Below are 20,940 nucleotides of genomic sequence, written 5' to 3'. Positions count from 1 at the left end.
TTTCGAGGTAAATTCGCGGAAACGGCTCACCTATGGGCACTCGGCTGCCCGAGACCGCGGCCGCGCAGGGGCGGTCTGCCGCGGTCGGGGTTGCGGTCGGTCCCGCCGGCTTGCTACTGACGGCGCGACCGAGGAACCCCATGGCCGGACCGAGCACAGCGACCCGCACCACCGAAGAGCCCTTGCCGGGCGCGCGCATCCTCATCGTCGAGGCGCGCTACTACGGCGCCATCGCCGACGCGCTGCTGGAGGGCGCCCGGCGGGTGCTCGACGCCGCGCGGGTCGAGTGGGACATCGTCAGCGTGACCGGCTCGCTCGAGGTGCCGCAGGCCGTGGCGATCGCGCTCGAGGCACCCGTCCACACGCGGCGGCTGCCGTTCGACGGGATCGTGGCGCTCGGCTGCGTGATCCGCGGCGAGACCAGCCACTACGACATCGTCGCCGGCGAGTCCGCCCGCGCGCTCATGGATCTCGCGGTGCGCCATCGGGTGCCGATCGGCAACGGCATCGTGACGACCGACACGCACGAGCAGGCGGTCGTCCGCGCCGATCCGGAGCGGGGCGACAAGGGCGGTGTCGCGGCCGCCGCCGTGACGTCGCTGATCCGGGTGAAGCGCCACCTGCAGAGCCCGCGGAGCGAGCGGTGAACCGCGAGCCCAAGCCGGTGCGCAAGGCGAACCGCCGCGGCGCCGCGCGGCTCGCCGCCGTGCAGGCGCTCTACCAGATGGACATCGCGGCGACGCCGCTGCACGAGATTCTTGCCCAGTTCGAGAGCCACTGGATCGGCCGCGAGGTCGAGGGCGAGCAGTACCTGCCGGCCGAGGAGAGCTTCTTCCGCGACATCGTCAACGGCGTCGTCGAGGGCCAGCGCAAGCTCGACCCGCTGGTCGACCAGGCGCTCGAATCGAGCTGGCCGCTCAAGCGCGTCGAGGCGATCCTGCGCTCGGTGCTGCGGGCCGGCGCCTGGGAGCTCGACAAGCGCCGCGACATCCCGGCCCGCGTCGTCGTCTCCGAGTATGTCGACGTCGCCAACGCCTTCGTCGACCGCGACGAGACCGGCATGGTCAACGCGGTGCTCGACGAGGTCGCCCGACGGCTGCGCGCCGGCGAGTTCGATCCCGCTCCGCAGGGGTGAGGCCAGCCTCAGCGCCAGCCGCCGAGCGTCCAGGCGCATGCCGACATGGCGACGCAGCCGGTGCCGTAGGTCACGGCCGTCGCGGTCGGCACCACATAGGTCGGATAGGCGTAGACCCGCCGCGCATCGGTCGCGTAGATGGTGCCGTCCTGATAGGGCGTCGCCCAGCCGACCGGGCCGTAGGCGCCGTAAGGCACCGGGCCGGCGACCGGCACGAAGCCGGCGCGGGCGCCCGGCAGCCGCGTCCGATACGACACGTACCAGCCGTAGCCCGGTCGCCAGGAGTAGCCGTAGGCCGGCGGCGCCACCCGGGCATGGGCGTGGCGGTGCGGGGAGGGCGCCTGTGCCGAGGCGGCAGGCGCGAAGGATACGGTCGTGGCGACGACGGTCGCGGCGCACGCCGCCGCGAGCATGATCCCGGTCCGCGTCATTTGTGGTCCTTTCGATCGGAAGCTGGCCTTCGAACGCAACACGGCCACCCGCGCCGACCGGCCGGGCCCGTCCCCTCGTTCTCGCACGGAAGCCTGAAGGACCGGATAACGCCGTGTCGCTCCGCCTCGCCCTCGGGTCGGGCTAGCCCGGGGTGACTCTCGTCGGGGCGGCGGCTCGGGTCCGCCGTCCGCGGAGGGCGGGAAAATTCCGAAGAACGGGATAGTACGGACCGGTAAAGTGTGTTCCATTCCCAGCAGAAGACATTAATGTACTAGCTCCATTCGAAAGCCGTCGATACCGGCAACCATTCGACAGTCAGTTTCGGAATGCACAGATGGCTCGCAAGTACGAGCTCAAACGTCGCGCCGTCCGCCAGGACGCCACGCGCCAGAGGATCATCGCGGCCGCTGTCGACCTGCACTGCAGCGTCGGTCCGACGCGCACCAGCATCCTGGCGATCGCGGAGCGGGCCGGGGTCGAACGCCCGACCGTGTATCGGCACTTCCCCACTCTCGATGCGCTGTACGTGGCCTGCGCGGACCGGTTCTGGACCGACAATCCGTTGCCGGACGCCGAGGCCTGGACCGGGATCGCCGATCCGGAGGCCCGGCTGCGTCGCGGGCTCGACGAGCTCTACGGCTTCTTCGAGCGGCTTTCGCCGGCGTTGTGGAACATTCTGCGCGACGTCGAGGACACGCCCGACCTGAAGCAGTGCTGTGCCGGCCATGCCGGCGGCTGGACGCGGATGCGGGAGGTTTTGGTGGAACCGTTCGCGTCCTCGCCGGAACAGCGCGCGCGAGCGGACGCGGCGGTCGCTCATGCGGTCGACTATTTCGCGTGGCGGGCGTCGCGCCGCAACGGCATCTCCAACGCGACGATCGTCGACCTGATGACCGGCATGGTCCGCGGCGGCTGAGCGAACGGGTCACCGGCGCCCGTCACGGCGTCTCGCGGCAGGTGTCTCGCGGCAGGTGTCTCGCAGCGTCCCCCGGTCGGCGGGGCGGCGGGCCGCTCCGGTGCCGAAGCCCCGGAGCGATCGTGTCACGGCGACGGCCTCACATGTACTGGCCGCCGTTGGCGGCGATGTCGGTGCCGGTGATGTAGCCGGCGCTGTCGGACGACAGGAACACCACGATGTCGGCGATCTCGTCCGGCGAGCCCAGCCGGCCGACCGGGATCAGCGGCAGGATCTTGGTGTCCATCACCTCCTTGGGCACCGACAGCACCATCTTGGTCCCGAGATAACCGGGCGAGATGGTGTTGACCGTGATGCCCTTGCGGCCGACCTCGAGGGCGAGCGACTTGGTGAAGCCGTACATGCCGGCCTTGGTGGCCGCGTAGTTCGACTGGCCGAACTGGCCCTTGGCGCCGTTCATCGAGGAGATGTTGATGATGCGGCCCCAGCCGCGCTCCAGCATGCCGTCGATCACCTGCTTCGACATGTTGAAGACCGAGTAGAGGTTGGTGCGCAGCACCGCGTCCCACTGCTCGAACGTCATCTTGCGGAACATCGAGTCGCGGGTGATGCCGGCATTGTTGACCAGCACGTCGACCGGTCCGACCTCGGCCGCGATCTTGGCGACGCACTCCTTGCACGACTCGTAGTCGGCGACGTCGACCTGATAGGCCTTGAACTCGCGGCCTTCCTTCTTCTGGTTCTCCAGCCACTCGTCGACGTGCTTGTTGCCCGGCGAGCAGGTGACCGCGACCCGGTAACCGGCAGCGTGCATCTTCACGCTGATCGATTCGCCCAGGCCCCCCATACCGCCGGTGATGACTGCAACGCGCATGATCTCAATTCCTCCGTTGAATGCGGCGTGACCTCGTCCCCCCGCCCGCGACCCGGATGTCGGCGACCGGGATCGATATTGGCCTCGGTTGGTCCGTCGGCCGCGCCGGCCGCTCGGGACGTGTCCTCGGCGTTTGATCCGCTCCGTGGCGCATGAGCCGCGCCGACGATCCGGACGTTTGGGTGCGACGCCGTCGAGAGATCGCCACGGCGTGCACCAGAAATGTAATTGCGTTTATGACAGTCGGGCGAGTTTGGGCGATTGCGGCCGCTGCCGCAAGGTGCGGAGGCCGTCGGGGTCGATTCTTTGGTCGTAGGAGACCTGCGACCGAAGCGCCGGGGCCGGACCATCACCCAGGCACAAGCATCGACAACGGTCGACAGTCGTAATGCACGTCGCCGAACCGCGCGACCGACCCTGGTGTGCGGCATCGGCGCCGACGGAGCCATGATCGCGCCATGGGAGATTTTGCCGCTTCCATGCGCCAGGCGCGTGGCTCCTTTACTGCTCCGCAACCTCTGACCTCCTTACTAGTGCGCGGCGGCGGGTGCCCTCATCCACATCACAAGATCGGACCTCGCCCCGGAGGAAGGACATGCGGGGTTTTCGTTTGCGCGTCGGCGCCAAGCTGACGCTGTCGGCCCTCATCGGCATCGCCCTGGTCTCGATGCTGGTCGGCAACGTGTATCTCAGCGGGCGCGACACCATCGGGGCGACCGAGACGGCGCTGATGCGGCAGAAGCTGATCCAGGACGCCGGTCGGGCCCAGGTCGCGTTCGAGCAGATGCGGGTCGCCTATCGCGAGATCAAGATGGCGCGGTCCAAGGAGGAGGTCGGCGCCGCGCTGGCGAGCTTCCGCAAGACGGCCGCGGACGCCGGCCGCTACCTCGGCGAGATGCGCGGCGCGGTGCGCCTGAAGGACAATGCCGAGCGCATCGACCGCGCCACCGCGCTGGTCGGCGCCTACGACAAGGCGGTCGAGGAGATCGGCGCGCTGCAGAACCGGATCTTCGAGCTGTGGGTCGCCCGCGACGAGGTGCTCGGCGTGTGGAACAAGGCGTTCGACGCCTTCGTCGCTTCCAAGGATCTGGCCGCGCAGCCGAACGGCGCCGAGGTCGAGGCGCTGGTGCGCGAGGCCGACTCGGTCTCGAAGACGGCCCGCATCGTCTCCTGGCGCTACGACGCCACCGAGGCGGCGGCCCAGGCGGCCCGCATTCCGCCGCTGCAGAAGAAGGCCCGCGACATTCTCCGCCAGGGCCGCGGCAAGCTCGGCGATCCGTCTCTGATCGCCGAGGTCGACGAGCTCGACAAGAACCTCGCCCGCTTCTCCCGGGTGATCGACGACACGGTCGCGGCGCGCGCCGCCCAGAGCGAGGTCTTCGAGAAACGCCTGCGCCCGATCGTCGGCGAGATCGACAAGCTCATCGACGAGACGGTCGCCTCCGCGACCCAGGTGGTCCGCGCCGAGGCGTCCGAGCTGATCGGCGGCGTCGGTCGCGCAACGCAGATGTCGGTGGTGCTCGGGCTTCTGGTCGTCGGCGTGATGATCGGCTCGGCGGTGTTCGGCAGCGTCGCGATCGGCAAGCCGCTGCGCCGCATCGGCGCCGTGCTGCACGGCCTCGCCGAGGGCGACCGGGCGGTCGAGGTTCCCTACACGGGCCGCGGCGACGAGATCGGCGAGGCGGCCCGCGCCGCGCTCGCCTTCCGCGACAACCTCGCCCGGGTCGATCAGCTCGAGGCGGAGCGCAAGGCTGCCGAGGCGCTGACCGCGGACGAGCGCCGCGCCGCCATGCACCGGCTCGCCGCCGAGTTCGAGGCGGCGGTCGGCGAGATCGTCGAGCGCGTCTCGCACGCCGCCGGCGCCCTGGAGGCGGCGGCCGGCGCCATGACGTCGACGGCCGAGCAGACCGAGACGCTCGCCGGCACGGTCGCGGCCGCCTCGGAGGAGGCCTCGGCCAACGTCGCCGCGGTCGCCTCGGCGACCCAGGAGATGACCTCCTCGGTCGGCGAGATCGGCCGCCAGGTGCAGGAGTCGAGCCGCATCGCGGCGCATGCCGTCGCCCAGGCGCGCACCACCGACGAGCGGATCACGGCGCTGTCGCAGTCGGCCGACCGCATCGGCGACGTCGTCAAGCTGATCACGGCGATCGCCGAGCAGACCAACCTTCTGGCGCTCAACGCCACCATCGAGGCGGCCCGGGCCGGCGAGGCCGGCAAGGGGTTCGCGGTCGTGGCCCAGGAGGTCAAGGCGCTCGCCGCCCAGACCGGCAAGGCGACCGGCGACATCTCCACCCAGATCGCCGGCATGCAGGCGGCGACCCACGACTCGGTTACCGCCATCAAGGAGATCGGCGCCACCATCGCCCACATCGCCGAGATCGCCGCAGCGATCGCCGCGGCCGTCGAGGAGCAGGGGGCCGCGACCTCGGAGATCGCCCGCAATGTCCAGCAGGCCGCCAAGGGCACCGACGCGGTCGCCCGCCACATCACCGAGGTGAACCGCGGGGCGAGCGAGACCGGCACGGCCTCCGCGCAAGTTCTCGGCGCCGCCCGAGAGCTCTCTCGGGACGGCACCGCGCTGCGCCAGCAGGTCGGCAAGTTCCTCGCCGCCGTGCGGGCCGCCTGAGCGGCGGCGTCCGCGAGCCCGCGGGCTTCGGCGTCACGGACGGCGCCGCGTCGCGGCGGCGCATCGGGCCGCGGTCGATCCGCCGCGTCGAGAACCGGGTCGGGGCCCTGGCGTGCCGCGTCCGGGGCCTCGGCCTCGGACACCTCGGACGCCACGGACACCTCGGACGCCTCAGGCACCTTGGACAGGTCGTCAGGAAGCTGTCCGTCCGTCGGGCCGATGCTGTCGGGCCGATGCTGTCGGGTCGGTGCTGCGCACGCACGACCGGCGGATCGCCGGATGGCGCCTCGATCCGTGCTCCGACGCCGGGCGGCAGGGATCGTCGACGCCGCGTTCGCCCCGGCCCGTCCGTCGGCTGCCGTCGCGGATCCGTCCCGCGCTGCGCCCCCCACAGGGATCTCTCGATCCTTGTCCCGAAGCCCGCCTGCGATCCGAGCCGCCCCTCAGAGTGGCTGGTTGCGGTCGATCTCCCAGGGCTGCAGCGTCATCACCGGGGCCGACGGGGCTTCGGTGGCGATCTCCGGGCGCGGGCGCGGCAGCGGAACGCCGACGACGGAGGGGCGGGTGCGCGGCAGCGGCACGGCGCCGTCGAGCGGGACCGCCGTGGCGTCGTCCGCCGTGTCGGTCAGGCCGGCCGCGAGCGGCGCGGCGGCCAGCGCTCCGGTGACGTCGGTGGTCGATGCCGCGGCCAGCACGGTCACGGCCGGCTCGGTCTCGGCCTGGTCGGCCTCCCCGGCGACGACCACGGCGGTGCTCGGCCCCGGCGCTTCGGTGGCCCGGGCCGCCTCGGCGGGCGGCGGGATCGCGGCCGCGGGGGGCTCCTCAGCCGTCAGCCGCGGGGCAGGCGACGGCGCCACGACGGGCGGCGCCGGCATGTCCGGCATCGCCGCGACGGAGACGATCTTCAGAGACGACAGGGTCGGGGGCGCACCGTCGCGGGCCGCGACCAGCGCGGCGGCGACGTCGCGCAGCGGCGTCGGTTGCGCCTTCATGACCGTGTTGGCGGCCACCACCCAGGCACCCAGGCCGCCGACGGCGACCACGAGACTCGCGATCAGAACCCGCGAGCCGCGCCCGGCGTGCTCTCGGCCCGTGTTTCGCCGGCCCGGCCTGCGGCGGCCGGTGTATGGCTGATCGGCACTGCGGTACGGCATGTTCCCCTCCGCAAGCGAGTCGCGCGCCGGTGCCTGCGGGCGCAGACGGGAGCGTCGCGACACGACGGCGAGGGACGCCCCGGCGGGCGGATCCCGAACCTCGGCGAACGGTCAGAACAGTCTGCCCTTCTTCAGCTTTTCCGCCACGCGCGGCGCGAAGTAAGTGAGAATTCCGTCTGCCCCCGCTCGCTTGAAGGCCATCAGGCTTTCGACCATGGCCTTCTCGCCGTCGAGCCAGCCATTGCTGGCGGCCGCCATGATCATCGCATATTCGCCAGAGACTTGGTAGACGAACGTCGGGTGCGAGAAAGTATCCTTGATGCGACGGACTATATCCAAATAGGGTAGCCCGGGCTTCACCATCACCATGTCGGCGCCTTCTTCGAGATCCAGCTCGACCTCGCGCAGCGCCTCGTCGGAATTACAGAAGTCCATCTGGTAGGTACGCTTGTCGCCGGTGAGCGTGGTCGACGAGCCGACCGCGTCGCGGAACGGGCCGTAGAAGCACGAGGCGTATTTGGCCGCGTAGGCCATGATCTGGATGGCGTCGTGACCGGCGTCGTCGAGGCCCTGGCGGATCGCGCCGATGCGGCCGTCCATCATGTCGGACGGGGCGATGATGTCGCAGCCGGCGTCGGCCTGCAGGACGCTCTGGCGGACCAGCACGTCGACGGTCTCGTCGTTGAGGATCACGCCGTCGGCGAGGAGCCCGTCATGGCCGTGGCTCGTGTAGGGATCGAGCGCCACGTCGCAGAGGAGGCCGATGTCCGGCACCGCCTTCTTGATCGCCTGAACGGTGCGGCAGACCAGATTCTCCGGATTGAGCGCCTCGGAGCCGGTCTCGTCGCGCAGCGCCGGATCCGTGTAGGGAAAGAGGGCGAGGCAGGGGATGTCGAGGGCGGCCGCCCGCTCGGCGTCGCGCACCGCCTGATCGACCGAGATGCGCTCGACGCCGGGCATCGACGGCACGGGGATGCGGACATTGTCGCCGTCGACCAGAAACAGCGGCCAGATCAGGTCGTTGGCCGACAGGGTGTTCTCCCGCACCATGCGGCGCGCCCAGTCGGTGCGGCGGTTGCGGCGGGGCCGGTGGATCAGGTCGAGGGCGTCGGCGCGGGGGGCGCCCTTCGACTCGGCCGGCACCACCCGGACCTGCGATTCGAGCGGGCGCCCGTACTTGATGGCCATGGCTGTTCTCCGTAAGTGTTCTCGGCGCGCAATGATTGGCCGGCGTTCTAGCGCGTTCCGGATCGGTGTTCCATGTCCTTGACACTGCTTACGCCCGACAGTCGCACCGGACCGCGCCGCACGCCATGGGGCGTCAGGCGATGGGCGATGCGATGCGCGGTTCGGGGGGCGGTGCGGTGAGCGACCCGTCGGGCAGCGGCCCGATCGAGCAGCTCGCCCCCGTCCATGCCGAGGACTATCGGCCGGACCGCGAGGGCTGGGCCTGGTGGCTGGTCGTGTTCCTGCGCGTCGCCGCCGGCCTCGCGATGATCAAGGGCCTCTATCACTGGTCCGCCGTCTGCGGCTTCGGGGCGCGGCCGGGCGAGGCGTTCGATGCCCAGTCGCTGTCCTGGCAGACCGCGACCGTGTTCTTCGCCGTGATCGATCTCGTCGCCGCGGTCGGGCTCTGGCTCGCCGCGCCGTGGGGCGCCGTGGTGTGGCTCACCGGCTCGGTGACCATGATCGTCGTGCAGATCTTCTTCCCGCTGATCTACGGCTTCCACTGGATCGTCGTGGTCGGCCTCGTCGTCATGATCGTCGCCTATCTGTTCTTCGCCGTGATGGCGGCGCGAGAGCAGCCGGCCTGAAGCCTCGCGGACCGCCACCCGGGCGGGTGCCGGTGCCCGTCGGCCATGTCCGGATTGTGGCTTGAGCCGTCCCCCGATCGCACTATCCTGACCCGTGCACGCCGTGTCGCCGCCGGGCCGTCCGTCGCCCCGCGCCGCCGACCGGCCGGCATCCCGGATGGATTGGGCGATGACCAAAGACTTGCTGGACGTGCTTTCGGCGCTCGAGCGCAAGGTGCTGTGGCTGGCCGCCTGGATGATCCACGAGGCCAACCACGTGCGCGAGAACGTCGACGGCCTGAAGGTCGGCGGCCATCAGGCGTCGTCCGCCTCGCTGTCGACCATCATGACGGCGCTGTACTTCCATGTGCTGCGGCCGCAGGATCGGGTCGCCGTCAAGCCGCATGCGAGCCCGATCTTCCACGCCATCCAGTATCTGCTCGGCCGCCAGACGCGCGAGAAGCTGGCGGCGTTCCGCGGCTACAAGGGGGCGCAGAGCTACCCGTCGCGCACCAAGGACACCGACGACGTCGACTTCTCCACCGGCTCGGTCGGCCTCGGCGTCGCCCAGACGCTGTTCGCCTCGCTGGTGCAGGACTACGTCCACGACCACGGCTTCGCCGGTGACCGTCCGCCGGGCCGGATGATCGCGCTGGTCGGCGACGCCGAGATGGACGAGGGCAACATCTTCGAGGCGCTGCTCGAGGGCTGGAAGCAGGGGGTGCGGAACTGCTGGTGGATCATCGACTACAACCGCCAGAGCCTGGACGCGGTCGTCCGCGAGGGACTGTGGGAGCAGTACGAAAAGCTGTTCCGCGCCTTCGGCTGGGACGTCGTGATCCTCAAATACGGCGTGCTGCTCGAGGAGGCGTTCAGGAAGCCGGGCGGCGACACGCTGCGCGCCTGGATCGATCATTGCCCGAACCAGCTCTACTCGGCCCTGACCTTCCAGGGCGGCGCGGCGTGGCGGCGGCGGCTCGCCGACGATCTCGGCGACCAGGGGCCGCTCGGCGCCATGTTGGACGCGCTCTCCGACGACGACCTCGCCCGGCTGATGACCAATCTGGCCGGTCATGATCTCCCGACCTTGCTGGAGGCGTTCGGCAAGATCGACCACGACCGGCCGACCTGCATCATCGCCTACACGGTGAAGGGCCACGGCCTGCCGCTCGCCGGCCACAAGGACAACCACGCCGGCCTGATGACCTCGGCCCAGATGGAGATCCTTCGCAACGCCATGAAGGTTCGCCCGGGCCACGAGTGGGATTTCTTCGAAGGCCTGTCGCTGCCGGAGTCCGATCTGCGCGCCTTCCTGGCGAGCGTGCCCTTCGCGCAGGGCGGTCCGCGCCGCTTCCACGCCGCGCGGATCGACGTCCCGGCCGAGCTCGAGGTCGAGATCGCGCCCACCATGTCGACCCAGCAGGGCTTCGGCGTGCTGCTGAACGCGGTCGGCAAGCAGAGGTCCGACTTCGCCGACCGCATCGTCACGACCTCGCCGGACGTGACCATGTCGACCAATCTCGGGGCCTTCGTGAACCGACGTGGCCTGTTCGCCCGTCAGCCGATGGTCGACACCTTCAAGAGCGAGCGCATCCCCTCGACGCTCACCTGGGAGTTCTCGCCCAAGGGCCAGCACATGGAGCTCGGCATCGCCGAGATGAACCTGTTCATCCTGCTCTCGGCGCTCGGCCTGTCGCACGCGCTGTTCGGGGCGCGGCTGTTCCCGATCGGCACGCTCTACGACCCGTTCGTCTGCCGTGGCCTCGATGCCCTCAACTACGCCTGCTACCAGGACGCCCGCTTCATCCTGGTCGGCACGCCGTCGGGCATCACGTTGGCGCCGGAGGGCGGCGCCCACCAGTCGATCGGCACGCCGCTGATCGGCATGGCGCAGGACGGGCTCGCCGCGTTCGAGCCGTCGTTCGTCGACGAGCTCGCCGTCATCCTCGGCTTCGCCTTCGACTACATCCAGCGGGACGGGGACGGCGAGCCGTCCGAGCGGACCTGGTTGCGCGACGAGACCGGCGGCTCGGTCTATCTGCGGCTCTCGACCCGGCCCGTGGAGCAGCCGCAGCGGATCATGACGCCGGAGCTGCGCCAGGGCATCATCGACGGCGCCTATTGGATGCGAAAGCCCGGGCCGAACTGCCAGGTCGTGGTCGCCTACACGGGCGCGATCGCGCCGGAGGCGATCCAGGCGGTCGGCCTGATGGCCGAGGATCGCCGCGATGTCGGCCTGCTCGCCGTCACCTCGGCCGATCGGCTCAACGCCGGCTGGACGGCGGCGAGCCGGGCGCGCGAGCGTGGTCTGCCGCATGCTCGCTCGCATATCGAGCGGCTGCTGGCCGAGGTGCCGCCCCACTGTGGCATCGTCACGGTGCTGGACGGCCACCCGGCGACGCTCGCCTGGCTCGGTGCCGTCGCCGGCCATCGCACGCGGCCGCTCGGGGTCGAGCATTTCGGCCAGACTGGCGCGCTGCCCGACCTCTATCGCCACTATGGCATCGACGCCAACGCCATCGTGGCCGCCGCCCAGGCGATCGCCCCGGGGCGGCCGATCCGGTACCTCAAGGCGCTGTGAGGGGTTGGGCCAACGGATACAGCACGGCGTGCTGAAAGGATAAGCTGCAGTGAGTACCGGAATCGAGAGCTTGCCAGTCAAGCATCGCAGCCGCATCTCGGCCGCGGTTCACGAGACCGCCGCCGGTCTCCATCGGACCGGGCTCGTCGACAAGGCGACGATGCGCGAGTTCGACGCTGCCTTGCAGAGAATTGTAGCGACCACGAACGGAGATGCTGGCGTTAATCGGGGGCCGATGCATGGCAGATAACAGCTCAATCGAATGGACAGACGCGACGTGGAATCCTGTAACTGGCTGCACAAAAATTAGTGCAGGTTGTCAAAACTGTTATGCCGAACGGTTTTCTGAAAGATTTCGTGGTGTTCCAAATCATCCTTTCGAAACAGGATTTGATCTTACACTTCGGCCGGAGCGGCTAGTGCAGCCGCTAAACTGGAAGCGGCCGCGGATGATTTTTGTTAATTCGATGAGTGACCTTTTTCATAAAGATATACCTGAATCTTATATTTCGGCTGTGTTCGACACTATGGAGCGTGCCGATTGGCACGTATATCAGGTGCTGACTAAGCGAAGTTCCGTCCTTCAAAAGTTTATCAATTTGCGTTATAAAACCACGTCAGCGCCCTTGCATATGTGGTTCGGAGTCTCGGTCGAGCACCAGCGGGCAACTTCACGTATCTTGCACTTACAGCGCGCAAATGCTGCGATCCGATTTCTGTCGATCGAACCTCTCATTGGTCCGATCGAACAGTTGAGTTTGGACAGGATCGATTGGGTTATTGTCGGAGGTGAAAGTGGGCCTCGCGCGCGGTTCATGGATCCGCAGTGGGCTATACAAATTCGCAATCGGTGTCTTGCGGCCGGTGTGCCGTTCTTTTTCAAGCAATGGGGAGGGCGATCGCCAAAGGCCGGCGGCCGACTCCTTGACGGTCGGGAGTGGAACCAATTGCCGTCGCTATTTTTCGAGACTAGGAAATCTTTTGATCATCGTCTGCGGTCATGAAAACTCCTGCGGCTCCATTGAAATTTGATGAAATCGGAGCTTGGTCCGAGCTCAAGCTTGAGATTGTTGAGAAATACGGGTCGGCGTACACTAGCGCATTTTCGAAAAAAGGCTCTAGGTTAAAGAAATACTATATTGACGGATTTAGCGGTGCCGGCACGCATGTGGCGAAGCGAAGTCAGCGTCAAGTTGAAGGCAGCCCTGCTCGCGCGCTGAAGATCGTTCCGCCGTTCGACGGATTCTATTTCATCGATATCAATCCTGAAAAGACCCGGTACCTGGAGAGTCTATGCGAGGGTCGATCGAACATCACGATACATACCGGCGATACGAATGAATATCTTGTCAAGCAGCTTTTTCCAACCATAAAGTATGAAAATTACAACAGAGCTTTGTGCCTTCTAGATCCGTACGGACTGCACCTCGATTGGGGCGTAATGCTGAAGGCTGGGCAGTCGAGGGCGGTCGACCTGTTTCTGAATTTTCCGGTGATGGATATGAATCGGAACGCAATCTGGCGCGATCCGACGAAGGTTCCGGCTGATGGTGTGCAGCGAATGACGCGCTTCTGGGGCGACGAGACCTGGAAATCTGTCGTCTATGCAGAGAGCCCGCAACAGAACCTGTTCTCGCGGCCGGACTTAGTAAAGCAGGCCAACAAAACAGTGGTCGATGCATTTCGATCTCGGCTCAGATCGATGGCCGGCTTTGCGTATGTCGCAGACCCGCTTCCGATGCGGAATCAGAATAACGCTATTGTGTACTACCTTATGTTTGCGTCGCCGAAGCCTGTGGCCGAGAAGATCGTCAAGGACATATTCAAGAAATATATTTGAAGAAATCTGCTTTTAGCTATGCAGCGGTCGCGCGCTTGTTTCAGCCAAGCGCGCGACCACCCGAAGCTTTATCAAACAGCGGCGCCCTTCCTCACCACGACACGCGCAGGCCGCCGGTGAGCTGGTGGGCGCTGGCGTTGCGGCGGAATTCGCCGTCGTAGGCGGCATAGAGGCGCAGCGCCTCGGTGCGCCAGCCGGTCACCGCGAAGCGCGTCACCAGGGCGTCGCGGCCCGGATCGGCGGCCGACACCACGAACGGCTGGTCGAGCAGCGACGCCTGCGCGGTGAGCGCGTCGTCGCGCCAGTCGTGGCCCCAGGCGAGCCGCACCTCCGGCTGGAAGTTGGCGCCGTCGAGCGCCGTGAACACGGTGCTGGCGGCGACGCCGGCCGTCGAGGTCAGCTTGTCGAAGGTCTGGCGCGGATAGGTGAGGCCGAACGTGCCGGTCTCGGTGAAGCCGTCGCGCCGGAACGTCTGGGCGGTCAGGCCGACATAGGGCATCAGCGTGAAGCGTCCGGTCGGCAGGCGGTACCCCGCCTCGCCGGCGGCGAGGAGGCCGACGCCGTCGGTCGCGCCGGCCGTCCCGGTTCCGGCGACGCTGCGCGAGGTCGACTGCGAGGTGACGCCGGCGGCGAGCCGCCCGTCGAGCACCAGCCGACCCGGCCGGTAGCTCGCATACACGGCGCCCGAATAGGTGTCCGCGGTGCCGCTGGTGCCGGCGCTGTCGCTGGTCGTGCGGGTGACGCCGAAGGCGCCGCCGACGAGGGTGTCGGGCGCGACTTGGCGGTCCGCGCCGGCGATGCCGCCGCCGCTGCGACTCTTGCCGCCCGGCAGGCCGCCGGAGTCGCCGACCCGGGCGGCGCGGCCGAAGCCCTGGCCCCAAACCGACCAGCCGGATGGGACGGCCGCCGTGCCGTCGGCCGGGTCGGCGGAGGCATAGGCGGCTAGCGGCGTGCCGGCGAACCGGGTCTCGACGGTCGACTCGCGCCCCGCATAGGAGAGCGCCAGGCTCGGCGCGAAGGACGATTGCACGGCGGCGCCGCCCGACTGCCACATCATCTGCCGCTCGGCGATGGCGGTGCCGAAGGCCGTGTATGCGCCCATGGCGGCGCCGACCGCCACCGGCTGGCCCTGGCCCGACATCTGGTCGATCATCCCGGTGTAGCCGGCCGTGGTGGTCTGCCCGTAGAGGGCGTCGAAAATGCCCTTCGCGCGGTCGGACGGGCGCACGCCGGCCTCCGGGCGCTTGGCGTCGAGGGCCGCGGCGAGGGCCTGCTGGTTGGCGGTCCCGGCGAGCGCGCGGAACGAATGCGGCGTCACCACCAGCGACAGCGACGTCGGCGAGTAGAGGACGTCGAAGCGGGTGCCGCCGGCCAGCCCCGCGGTCGGCTGCAGGAGGCCCGCATACGAGCCGCCGATCCGGGCGCCGTCCTCGGCGGTCAGATAGGCGAAGCGGGTGCCGAGGCTCGCCGTGTAGTCGTTGTTGCCGCCCGCGATGCCGCGCATGACCGGCACCAGCGTGCCGCCGACCGAGAACGTGTAGCCGCTGCCCGACACGACGATCCGATCCCAGGTGCCGGGGCCGCCCGGGACGTTGTAGGTGCCGTCGATGTCGATACGGGTGGTGGACGTCGCGGTCTGCACGACATTTCCGTTGAAGGTGAGGAGGCCGGGCGAGGAGCCGTTCAGCGGCGTGCCGGCCGGCAGCGTGCCGCCGTTGTTGGCCGCGAGATCCGCGTAGTTCGGCACCGCGCCGGCCGCGAGCGTGCCGGCGAGGTTGACGGTGCCGGCGATCGTGCCGAAGCCGGCGAGCGTCGCGCCCTGCTGGACCGTCATCGCGGTGCCGAGCGACAGCGTGCCATCGACCGCCAGCGTGCCGCCGGCGACGACGACGTCGCCCGTCGCCGTGGTCTTGCCGGCCACCACCAGGGTGCCGTCACCGGTCTTGGTGAACCCGCCGGCGGTGACGAGCGGCTGGCTCCAGTAGGTCGAGGTCTGCGCCGCGACGTCCACGCTGCTGCCGGCGGCGAGCGAGGTCGGACCGTCGGTCGCCCGGTCGAGGCGGATCATGCCGTAGCCGTAGACGCGATCGAGCCCGGCGGCGCCGAGATCCTCGGTGGTCGCGAACAAGAGGTTGACGAGATCGGCGGACGAGTAGCCCGGGAACGCGCCTTGCAGCAGCGCCAGCGCACCCGACACGGTCGGGGTCGCCATCGAGGTGCCGCTCTTCTGCGCGTAGCCGCTGGCGTCCACCGAGGTCGGCACGGTCGACAGGATGCCGGGGTCGCCGGCCGGCTGGTCGCCGCCGGGCGCCGCGACGCACCAGCTCGCCGTGACGCCGCAAAGGTTCGCGTAGGAGGCGATGAACTTGTTATGGTCGACCGCCGTCACGGCGACGATCCGACCGGGCTGGGAGAGCAGCTCGGAGAAGTCGTAACGGTTGCCGTCGTCGTCGTAGACGCCGGCGTTCGCATGGTTCGGCTGGATGAACGGCATCAGCGCGATGCCGCTCGGGTTGCGGCCGGCGATCGGGTTGCTGCCGCGGTCGTTGCCGGTCGCCGCGACGACGATCTTGCCGGCCGCGAGCGCGCGCCCGACCGCCGCCGCCTCGACCTCGTCGATCGCCACCGACGGCCACGTCCTCAGGTTCGTCATCGTATCGAGATTGGGGCCGTAGCTCGCATTGTAGATCGTCACGTTCGACAGCGACGTGAAGTAGTCGAGCGCCAGGACCGACGGATGGCCGACGTCCTCGCTCGCGGTGCCGAGCATGCGCAGGACGACCAGGTTGGCGCTGTAGGCGACGCCGTACATGCTGCCGGAATTGGCCGGGTCGTAAGGGGCCGCGATGATGCCGGCGACGTGGGTGCCGTGCGAGCCGAGGTCGCTCGTATCGGCCGAGTTGTAGGGTGCGCCGGCCGCCGGCAGCACGAAGTTCATGCTGCGCGGATCGATCTTGGCGCCGAAGCCGGGGACCACGCTGGTGAAGCCGGTGTCGGCCACCGCGACCGTCACGCCGGCGCCCGAGTAGCCGCGTGCGAACGCATCGGCGGCGTGGATGAGGCCGAGGCCCCACTGGTTCTGATATTGCTGCGTCGCCGCGAAGCTCGCCGGATCGTCCGGCACGCCCTGCGCGAGGGCGCCGTGACCTTCCGTCAGGGCGAGTGCCGCGACCGCGGACATCAGAAGACGCCGGCGAGCGGCCGTTCGGCTTGAACCACGCATCATGTCATCCCCACCAAAGCGTTGAGCGGCGTCGCCGCCCCGGCTCCGGGATAGGGGGCATGGAGCAGAGGCGGCGACGCGAGCGCCGTCGCTTGAAAAAGCGGGGCGCTTACTGCTTATGGGCTATCAACACAGAAACAAACCGTCACGGGGCGAGGCTTGGACATCCGTCTCAATCGATTGCATCAGCGTTCCGAAGCCAAGGCGCGCCGCGCCGCCGCGAAACTCCCGGTCTCATTGTTCGACACCTCCGATCTCCCGTCCCCCGAGCGGTTCGTCGCCTGGCGGGAGAGCATCGGCGTGTTCCTCGAGGTGGGGCTCGTGCGCCCCGGCGACGAGGAGCGTTACGACGCCTGGGCGGAGAGCTATCTGATCGACGACCTGATGCTCTCGCGCTGTGCCGCCAGTGCCACGAAGTTCGATCGCCGGCCGCTACGCGTCGCCCACGATTCGATCGACCACTACATGATCCAGGTGCTGGTCGACGGCACCATCGACATGGCGCTCGGCCGCCACGCGCTCTCCTTCCCGACCGGGCAGGTGATCCTGTTCGATCTCGCCGACGTGATGGACACGGTGAACTCGAGCTTCGACCTGGTGTCCGTGATCGTGCCGCGGCGGCGGCTGGCGCCGTTGTTGGCGCGGCCGGATTCGCTCAACGGCGCCGCCGTCGATCCGGAGAGCGCGACCGGCCGGCTGGTCGCCACCTATCTGCTCTCGCTCTACCAGTCGGCACCGCAGCTCTCGGCCGCCGAGGCGAGCGCCGCGGCCACGGCGCTGGTCGAGCTGATCGCGCTCGCCTTCAACGGGGTCGGCCGGCCGGGCGGCGACGCGACGGGCGGCGACCTGCCGGAGGCGCTGGCCAAGGCCGAGCTGCTGCGGGTGCAGGGCTTCATCAAGGCGCATCTCGTCGCGCCCGATCTCGGGCCCGATATGATCGCGGCCGCGCTCGGCGTTTCACGCGCGCGGCTCTATCGCCTGTTCGCCCCGATCGGCGGCATCGCCGAGTACATCCGCGAGCAACGGCTGCGGCGCTGCCTGACCGACCTCGTCTCGGCCAAGCAGGCGCACCGCCAAGTGGCCGAGATCGCCTATGCGTGGGGGTTCTCCGACCCGACCCATTTCGCCCGCGCCTTCAAGCAACGCTTCGGTCGCACGCCCTCGGAGGTCCGCCGCGCCGCCACCCCGCTCGCCCGCCGCGACCGCCCGTCGCTCGACCCGCGCGTCGGCGATCGTCTCCACGAGGACTGGCTCGCCGGGCTGGGGTGACGGGCGGTACCACCCGCGTGTCATGATGAAAGATGCAGGCCCCCGGTCACGGCCGCGTGCCCCGGACAAGGTGCATCGGGCCGCGGCCCCGACGCACCGCAGAGCCGGGCTCCAGGGGATGCACGACGGACGGACCGGCAGGCACCTCGCCCGATTGCTCCGAATCCCGGTTCGCGGCGCTTTGCGCCGCGTCCGGGACACGAGGCTCGTTCCGAGCCGGCGGCGACGCTTGTGGCCGAGGGTCATCCGCGCATCATCGGTGACGACTCCGGCGGCTCGGTCCGCCTTCGCTTCACTCCGCCTTCGGCGGGTCGATGCCGGTGATACGGATGCCGGCGTCCGGAACCTTGTAGGTGCGGTTGATGAAGATCAGCACCGAGGTCAGCGCCTCGGCGACCACCGCGTTGGCGAGCGGGCCGGCGTCGATGCCGCGCAGGCCGGCGTCGCCGGCGAGCCGGATCGCGAGCGCGCGCGCCTCCTTGTCGTCGCCCGTCACCAGCACGTCGCAGTCGATCGTCTTGTCCGGATCCTTGAGCTTGTGGGCCGAGACGTTCTGGAACGCGGAGACGACCTTGACGGTCTCGCCCAGCGCCGCCTGCAGGGCGACACAGCAGGAGTCGGTCTCCGGCAGCTGCACGCGCGACACCTTGGGCGGCACCAGCGGCACCGTCACGTCGATCAGGATTTTTCCCGCGAGCGCGTCCTTGAGCCCGGTCGCGGTCGCCATCTGGGCCGCGTAGGGGACCGTCAGCACCACCACGTCGGCGCCCGCCACGGCCGCCTCGGACGCGGTGCCGCAGATCAGCGGCTCGCCGAGCTTCTGGTTGAGCTCGGTCGCGGCCGCGGCCGCCTTGGCGGCGTCACGCGACCCGATGGTGACGCGGTGGCCGGCCCGAGCCCAGCGCATCGCGAGGCCCGATCCTTCGGCTCCGGTGCCGCCGACGACGCAGATATCGAGGCTTCCGGTGTGGCTTTCGGTCATGATCCATCCTCGGGCCGAACGGCCCACTTCGAAGCGTCCGCGTCTGGCAGCCGCACGCGGCGGGTCGGGCGGGGGGAGGCCGGCTCGGGGTAGGTGGGGGTGCCGGCGGACGGGCCGTCATCTGGGCCGAGCGGGCGCTCCGATGCAAGCCCCCCGCGCCGCGATCGGCGGCGCCGGAGCCCTGCGGCTCGATGTCCCGGTGCGGTCTCGCGTCTCGCGGGCTCTACGACCAAAATACGCCTCGCCAAGGCGATCGCCTCTGCTAGACTGATCGAGCCGCGATGGGCACCCACCGGGGGCGCCGGCGCGGCATCAAAAAGATTCTCGTCGGATCACCGATCTGGTCGGATCACCGATCTGGTCGGATCACCGACAACGAGAACACGAGGGCGGCCGAACCGGACCGCCCCTTCCAGGGAGGAGACGCGGCGTGACGTGTCGCCGGACACTCGAATTGCATCCTCGGTGTGGGCTCGCGCGGCTCTCGTCGCCGCAGCCGGACGTCGTTCACCCGTTCGCGACGCACCCGTTCGCGGCGTGCCGCGGCCGGCCGGCCCGCTGACGACAGCCGAGTGGATCGGCCCATGTCGGACTGGGTCATCGAGACCGAGAACCTGACGAAGGAGTTCAAGGGATTCCGGGCCGTCAACGGGGTCGGCTTGAAGGTCGCCCGCGGCACCATCCACGCCCTCATCGGCCCCAACGGGGCCGGCAAGACGACCTGCTTCAACCTGATCACCAAGTTCCTCCAACCGACCACCGGAAAGATTCTCTACAACGGCCGCGACATCACGGCGGCGAAGCCGCACGACGTCGCGCGGATGGGGCTCGTGCGCTCGTTCCAGATCTCCGCCGTGTTCCCGCATCTCACCGTGCTGGAGAACGTGCGCGTGGCGCTGCAGCGCCGGCTCGGCACGTCGTATCACTTCTGGAAGCCGGAGACGTCGGTCGAGGTGCTCGACGACCAGGCAATGGACCTGCTGGAGCAGGTCGGCGTCGCCTCCTATGCGCGGCTCACCGCCGGCGAGCTGCCCTACGGCCGCAAGCGGGCGCTGGAGATCGCGACGACGCTGGCGCTCGATCCCGAGATGCTGCTGCTCGACGAGCCGATGGCCGGCATGGGCCGCGAGGACATCAAGCGCATCTCCGACCTGATCCTGCGTGTCGCCGAGAACCGCACCGTGCTGATGGTCGAGCACAATCTTTCGGTCGTCGCGGATCTGTCGGACCGCATCACCGTGCTGGCCCGCGGCGAGATCCTCGCCGAAGGCTCCTACGCGGAGGTGTCGTCGGATCCGGCCGTGGTCGAGGCCTATATGGGGACCGGCCATGGCTGACCCGCTGCTCCAGGTCCGCGACCTCGAAGGCTGGTACGGCGAGAGCCACATCCTGCACGGCATGAGCTTCGATGTCGCCCGCGGCGAGGTGGTGACGCTGCTCGGCCGCAACGGGGCCGGCAAGACGACGACCATGCGGGCCGTGATGGGCATGCTGGCGAAGCGCACCGGCTCGGTGAGGTACGACGGCCGCGAGCTGATCAACCTCAAGTCCAACGCCATCGCCCGCGCCGGCATCGCCATCTGTCCGGAGGAGCGCGGCATCTTCGCCAGCCTCTCGGTGAAGGAGAATCTGCTCCTGCCACCACGCGTGAAAGCCGGGGGGCTCGACCTCGAGGCGATCTACCGCCTGTTCCCGAACCTGCGCGAGCGTTCGGCGAGCCAGGGGACGAAGCTCTCCGGCGGCGAGCAGCAGATGCTGGCGATCGCCCGAATCCTGCGCACCGGCGCCGACCTCCTTCTGCTCGACGAGCCGACCGAGGGGCTCGCGCCCGTGATCGTCCAGCAGATCGGGGCGACCATCCGGATGCTGCGCGAGCACGGCTTCACGGTGCTGCTGGTGGAGCAGAACTTTCACTTCGCCGCGACGGTGGCGGATCGTCACTACGTCGTCGAGCACGGTCAGGTGATCGACATGATTCCCAACGCCTCGCTCGAGCAGAACCGGGAGAAGCTGAAGACCTATCTGGGCGTCTGAGCGGACTCGCGGTGGTTCCGTCCCGCCCGGCCGACAATCGACCAAGCGACCAAGCGACCAAGCGACCAGAAAAGATCCGGA

17 protein-coding genes are annotated in these 20,940 nt (G+C 68.9%); 11 read left to right on the top strand and 6 right to left on the bottom strand.

From position 1 onward, the window contains the following. Positions 1 to 140 precede the first annotated feature (140 nt). Together ribH and nusB are read left to right on the top strand one after the other, a co-directional pair. A complete protein-coding gene (ribH, locus tag ACFSOX_RS08265) occupies positions 141 to 647 on the top strand; it encodes a 6,7-dimethyl-8-ribityllumazine synthase (protein WP_378477325.1) in 507 nt (168 codons plus the stop codon). Continuing rightward, entirely contained in the window at positions 644 to 1,135 is a 492-nt protein-coding gene (gene nusB / locus ACFSOX_RS08260) for a transcription antitermination factor NusB (protein ID WP_378477324.1), read from the top strand. Before ribH ends, nusB begins: the two co-directional genes overlap by 4 nt. Positions 1,136 to 1,143: 8 nt before the next feature. Here nusB and ACFSOX_RS08255 read toward each other — a convergent pair whose 3' ends face one another. Beyond that, on the bottom strand, positions 1,144 to 1,566 hold the full coding sequence (locus ACFSOX_RS08255; protein WP_378477323.1) for a hypothetical protein: 423 nt from the start codon (positions 1,564 to 1,566) through the stop codon (positions 1,144 to 1,146). A 335-nt stretch (positions 1,567 to 1,901) separates the two neighbouring features. Between ACFSOX_RS08255 and ACFSOX_RS08250 the strand changes: the two genes are divergently transcribed. After that, a complete protein-coding gene (locus tag ACFSOX_RS08250; protein WP_378477322.1) occupies positions 1,902 to 2,483 on the top strand; it encodes a TetR/AcrR family transcriptional regulator in 582 nt (193 codons plus the stop codon). Positions 2,484 to 2,622: 139 nt separating this feature from the next. Here the strand turns inward: ACFSOX_RS08250 and phbB are convergent, their stop codons facing one another. Continuing rightward, complete coding sequence (gene phbB, locus ACFSOX_RS08245; protein ID WP_378477445.1) at positions 2,623 to 3,360, bottom strand: acetoacetyl-CoA reductase; 738 nt, start codon at positions 3,358 to 3,360, stop codon at positions 2,623 to 2,625. Between the two features lie 592 nt (positions 3,361 to 3,952). Here phbB and ACFSOX_RS08240 point away from each other — a divergent pair. Beyond that, entirely contained in the window at positions 3,953 to 5,983 is a 2,031-nt protein-coding gene (locus ACFSOX_RS08240) for a methyl-accepting chemotaxis protein (RefSeq protein ID WP_378477321.1), read from the top strand. Positions 5,984 to 6,426: 443 nt separating this feature from the next. On the opposite strand, the gene ACFSOX_RS08235 is transcribed toward ACFSOX_RS08240, so the two are convergent. Then, on the bottom strand, positions 6,427 to 7,137 hold the full coding sequence (locus tag ACFSOX_RS08235; protein WP_378477320.1) for a hypothetical protein: 711 nt from the start codon (positions 7,135 to 7,137) through the stop codon (positions 6,427 to 6,429). Between the two features lie 111 nt (positions 7,138 to 7,248). Further along, positions 7,249 to 8,325, bottom strand: coding sequence for a porphobilinogen synthase (gene hemB, locus ACFSOX_RS08230; protein ID WP_378477319.1), 1,077 nt, complete (start codon positions 8,323 to 8,325; stop codon positions 7,249 to 7,251). A 152-nt stretch (positions 8,326 to 8,477) separates the two neighbouring features. On the opposite strand from hemB, the gene ACFSOX_RS08225 reads away from it, so the two are divergent. From ACFSOX_RS08225 to ACFSOX_RS08210, 4 genes are all read left to right on the top strand, one after another. Beyond that, entirely contained in the window at positions 8,478 to 8,951 is a 474-nt protein-coding gene (locus tag ACFSOX_RS08225) for a DUF6163 family protein (RefSeq protein WP_378477318.1), read from the top strand. A 169-nt stretch (positions 8,952 to 9,120) separates the two neighbouring features. Further along, a complete protein-coding gene (locus tag ACFSOX_RS08220; protein ID WP_378477317.1) occupies positions 9,121 to 11,511 on the top strand; it encodes a transketolase in 2,391 nt (796 codons plus the stop codon). 239 nt (positions 11,512 to 11,750) lie between these two features. After that, positions 11,751 to 12,515 carry a DUF5131 family protein gene (locus ACFSOX_RS08215; protein ID WP_378477316.1) on the top strand — a complete coding sequence of 255 codons (765 nt, stop codon included), beginning with the start codon at positions 11,751 to 11,753 and terminating at the stop codon, positions 12,513 to 12,515. Continuing rightward, positions 12,512 to 13,351, top strand: a complete 840-nt coding sequence (locus tag ACFSOX_RS08210; RefSeq protein ID WP_378477315.1) for a three-Cys-motif partner protein TcmP — start codon at positions 12,512 to 12,514, stop codon at positions 13,349 to 13,351. Before ACFSOX_RS08215 ends, ACFSOX_RS08210 begins: the two co-directional genes overlap by 4 nt. Positions 13,352 to 13,442: 91 nt before the next feature. Here ACFSOX_RS08210 and ACFSOX_RS08205 read toward each other — a convergent pair whose 3' ends face one another. Beyond that, the gene (locus ACFSOX_RS08205) at positions 13,443 to 16,532 is read right to left on the bottom strand and encodes an autotransporter domain-containing protein (protein WP_378477314.1); all 3,090 of its coding nucleotides are present in this window, start codon (positions 16,530 to 16,532) and stop codon (positions 13,443 to 13,445) included. A gap of 222 nt (positions 16,533 to 16,754) precedes the next feature. Here ACFSOX_RS08205 and ACFSOX_RS08200 point away from each other — a divergent pair, with 222 nt between their 5' ends. Continuing rightward, positions 16,755 to 17,843 (top strand): helix-turn-helix domain-containing protein, encoded by a 1,089-nt coding sequence (locus ACFSOX_RS08200; protein ID WP_378477313.1) that lies wholly within the window; start codon positions 16,755 to 16,757, stop codon positions 17,841 to 17,843. Between the two features lie 292 nt (positions 17,844 to 18,135). On the opposite strand, the gene npdG is transcribed toward ACFSOX_RS08200, so the two are convergent. Continuing rightward, on the bottom strand, positions 18,136 to 18,825 hold the full coding sequence (gene npdG, locus ACFSOX_RS08195) for an NADPH-dependent F420 reductase (protein ID WP_378477312.1): 690 nt from the start codon (positions 18,823 to 18,825) through the stop codon (positions 18,136 to 18,138). A 584-nt stretch (positions 18,826 to 19,409) separates the two neighbouring features. On the opposite strand from npdG, the gene ACFSOX_RS08190 reads away from it, so the two are divergent. Both ACFSOX_RS08190 and ACFSOX_RS08185 read left to right on the top strand, forming a co-directional pair. Continuing rightward, a complete protein-coding gene (locus tag ACFSOX_RS08190) occupies positions 19,410 to 20,162 on the top strand; it encodes an ABC transporter ATP-binding protein (RefSeq protein WP_378477311.1) in 753 nt (250 codons plus the stop codon). Further along, positions 20,155 to 20,859: an ABC transporter ATP-binding protein gene (locus ACFSOX_RS08185; RefSeq protein WP_378477310.1), complete on the top strand. Its 705-nt coding sequence runs from the start codon at positions 20,155 to 20,157 to the stop codon at positions 20,857 to 20,859. The genes ACFSOX_RS08190 and ACFSOX_RS08185 overlap by 8 nt, the downstream gene beginning before the upstream one ends. Positions 20,860 to 20,940 lie beyond the last annotated feature (81 nt).

The sequence above is a fragment of the Rhodoplanes azumiensis genome (assembly GCF_042682915.1).
Classification (GTDB): Bacteria; Pseudomonadota; Alphaproteobacteria; order Rhizobiales; family Xanthobacteraceae; genus Rhodoplanes; species Rhodoplanes azumiensis.
The sequence above is the reverse complement of the archived record's forward strand: the minus strand, read 5'-3'. Positions and strand labels throughout refer to the sequence as shown.